2 protein-coding genes and 1 pseudogene are annotated in these 3,751 nt (G+C 39.6%); all 3 read right to left on the minus strand.

The window, feature by feature from the left end; all coding sequences use genetic code 11:
- The coding region (locus tag A2003_RS11955) for an MFS transporter (RefSeq protein ID WP_286687431.1) at positions 1-1,134 on the minus strand (1,134 nt) is incomplete at its 3' end.
- A 26-nt stretch (positions 1,135-1,160) separates the two neighbouring features.
- Positions 1,161-3,428: a TonB-dependent receptor gene (locus A2003_RS11960; protein ID WP_286687432.1), complete on the minus strand. Its 2,268-nt coding sequence runs from the start codon at positions 3,426-3,428 to the stop codon at positions 1,161-1,163.
- A 9-nt stretch (positions 3,429-3,437) separates the two neighbouring features.
- Positions 3,438-3,751, minus strand: a pseudogene (locus tag A2003_RS11965) (MFS transporter); the annotation flags it as partial.

Here is a 3,751-nt window from a genome sequence, read left to right on the forward strand (position 1 = left end):
ATAAGTGCTAACTAGAGGACCAAAAATCAAACCAAAAGCTTGAGTTGCAGTGCAATATCCTGCCATTTTAACTTGAGAATCTTGTGTAACTGCTTGTGCTGCCCCTGTTGTAAATGCAGGTAATAAGCAAGCGACTGAAATACCATAGAAAATATAACTAGCTTGAAATACCACAATACTTTGTGCATAAAGAGATAGTAGCAACCCAAAGCACATGGTCAAAATGCCGATTAATACAAGACTATGTAGTTGTAGCTTAATCATTTTTACAATCAGCAACTGTGTCACCACCAGACAGATACCAACAACAACCATACATTGAGAGAAATACACTGCGCTTTGCTGACTACTCAGAAAGAATTTATCTTGGATATAAAATCCAGCAGTCATGTTCAATGTCACGATTGCAACATAAGTAGAAAAACCTAAAGCCAACCAAATTAAACTATGTTTGATAATATTTTGCTGATTCAAAACTGTATTTGAACTTTGTTCTGATGCCTTATCTGCATCTGACCGTATATCACTCTTTTTCTTAAAAATCATGAAGAGTGCCAAACTGACTAATGCCAGTAAAGCAACCGCGAACCACATTGGAAATAATAGTCCACCATACAATAACAACGAAGTCGCCAAAGGTCCGACAATAATACCAAAGCTGTTCATCGCACCAAACAATGTCATATTCTTGCTACGAGTCGTTGTTTCAGTTGATTCTGTCATGACATAACTTTGTAGACCGATTTGTGGCATTGCCATAAAAATGCCAGTCGAAGCACGACTTAAAACCAACAAAATGAAAATCAATACTGAAGGCAAAATCGCCTCTAAGCCCAAAGCCAGTATGAAAGTAAAAAGCGCCCATGTTACGGTCATTCCCATAAAACCATAATTCACTAGATTTTGTGGAGATTGATTACTTTTATTTTTAGCAACCCATATTGAAGCGATAGCCATACAGATCGCTCCTGCTGAAACGATCACTCCACCTTGGAATTCGGATAAATGTAGCTGTCGAGTCAAAGGTGCCAGTAAAGGAAGAATCATGGAAAAACAAGTTCCATTGATCAAAGCAGCTAGCGCTAAAAACTTTAAATTATTGTTCATCATGAAAATCATCAAAAGAAAAGGCATCTAAAACAGATGCCTTTTTGATTAGATTAGTATTTGAGGGTATAACTCAAACCATAAGTACGACCTTGTGCAGCTAGACTAGAAATATCGCCATACACAGTCGAAACTGCTTGGCTATATACAGACTTATAATCAGTATTCCAAACGTTATAAACACCAAATCCTAATGTACCCGGACCGGCTTTCGTATTGACAATCACATCCATCACTGCAAAACCTTTAATTTCTGCTGGTGGACGGCTTCCATACTTAATTGCATCTTTACACGCTTTATCCGTACCCCCAACAGCCAGAGTTTGAACGCGTAAACCTAGACCATCATTAAATTGCCAATCTGAATATACGGTACCTTTTAAGGGTGCTACACGAATCGCATCTAACTCTTGCCATTTTCCATTTGTATTTTTAAATTGACCACGTGTATAAGCTAAAGTACCACCGACATTCCATGCATCAGTCACCGCATACTTCACATTGCCTTCTAGGCCATAAACACGTTCATCGGTATCAATCACTTCGATTGCAAAGTTTGGTGGACCAAATTTCAAAGATTTATCCGACTTGTTATAGAACGCCGTAAGCCCTGTGGTTAACGCATTGTCTTGTAGACGCCAACCTAGCTCAAAACTATTCACTTTAATTGGATCAATGGTTTGATTGCTTACAACAAAGTTTGCTGGAACGTCTCTGAGCATACGTTGTACGTCTGGTAAGTTTGCACCTTGAGAGAAATTGGCAAAGACTTGTTGAGCATCTGTTAAATGATAAACTGCGCCTAAGTTAAATAAAGTTGCATCATGCTTGACCGAACCACCATTTAAAGTTTTAGGACTATATCCTGAGACGAAGTCTGCAACCATCGCTTCAGAATAAGGAACAGAATCCTGCACTTGGCTATCAATTCGTTCATGGCGCACGCCTGCTTGTAGGTTTAAGTGATCAGTGACTTCAAATTGACTCTGTAAGAAGAAACCAAGCTTCTCAGTATCTACATCTGGACCAAAATCATAATTATTTAAAGGCTTAAACTTTAGACCATTACTACTGATAAAAGTATTTAGATCATAAAGTTGTGCTGTTTGTTTGCCATTTTCCTTATCGTAATCCACACCATAAGTTAGATTTAATGCACGTTCTGCCAGATTGAGCTTACTTTGAAGTGCTAAACGAGCACCAAAAACATCAATATCTGTTTCTGATTGGGTAACAATAAATGTTCTTCCACCTGGAATAGATGCATGTGCTAAAGCATTTGCACTTGGGAAGAATCGCCCTTTTTCAGTACGATAATAGGCCTCTGCATTTAAAGTCTGACCAAGAAAATCCTGATTTTCATATTGTGCATTTACTGCACTGCGCTTAGTACGTGGTTGAGTATCAAGCTCTAAAACTTTTACAGCTTTTTGACTAGGTTTTGCCCCTAGAAGTAAAACAGATAAGCCTGGACCATAATCAGCGCCATATTCACTGTCCTGCTCATCATTATAGTATTGCGCACCGATACTTAATTTTTGCTTATCTGCCAACTGCCAGCTTAAACGACCATTCACATCTACAGTTTCAGTATCTTGACGATCTGTTTGTGCAACTTCTGGACCTACACGATCACCTCGACTATCTTGAATTTCACCTCGTTGTGTATAGCTAGCACCTATAAAACCACTCCAATCCCCTTGGTTAAATGATGCAGACTGAAACGCTTCATAAGCTAAAGCATCACTTTTGAAATTATCACCTGAAGTAACGCCGAGTTTGGTTTCAAAATTTACACCATCACCCGAACCTCTTTTGGTGATGATATTGATGATCCCACCTGTAGCACCTGCACCATAAATACTACTTGCACCTGACACGACTTCAACACGTTCGATCATGTCTAGGCTAATGCTATTTAATTGGCGTGAACTATCGCGTGAGCCCGTTTGCGGAACACCATCAATCATATATTGCACTGTACGACCACGCATGGTCATCCCATAGTTACTGGTCGTACCTGAACTTGGTGTTAAAGATGGAACTAACAAACCTAAAATATCGGCGGTACTTTTCCCAGCAGCAGCTTGTTTTGCAATGTCTTCTTGGCTAATACTGTAAACAGTTCCCGCAATCTCAGCGATACTTTGAGCTGAGCGAGTTGCTGTCATAACAATTGGTGCCAGTTGAGTTGGCTTCTCAGCCTCAACCGTTGTACTTTGATTTACGGTTGAAGTCTGCTCGACATTTTGAGCATAAAGTTGCGTACTGATCGCCAAGCTGAGCAGTGTTAATGATGTCGAAAGTGAACGAACTTTCATAAATGACCCCTAGATGAGTTGTTGCGTTTGTTTTGCTTTGCGAATAAGCAGTTGACTAAGCAACACGCTTAAAACGGATGAAACTGCGAGAATGAGATAGAAGTTTCCATAACCAAATGCTTTGGCTAAGAAACCTGAGACTGCACCGCCAATGAAATAAACCAATAGTTCGAAGCAAACTAAAATCGTAAAATCAGTACCAGCTTGTTCTTTGGAGCTGGTCTGCATGAAATGTGCATATAAGGCTGTCATTGCGATATAGCGGATGGCAAGAATGACAATGACAAAGCCACCAAGAAGTAAATGCCATTGATTCAACCAAC

Source organism: Acinetobacter sp. GWC1_38_13, assembly GCF_001767535.1.
GTDB lineage: Bacteria > Pseudomonadota > Gammaproteobacteria > Pseudomonadales > Moraxellaceae > Acinetobacter > Acinetobacter junii.

Coding starts and splice junctions, on each gene's coding strand:
- A2003_RS11960 (WP_286687432.1), bottom strand. CDS start 3,428: ATGAAAGTTCGTTCACTTTCGACATCATTAACACTGCTCAGCTTGGCG.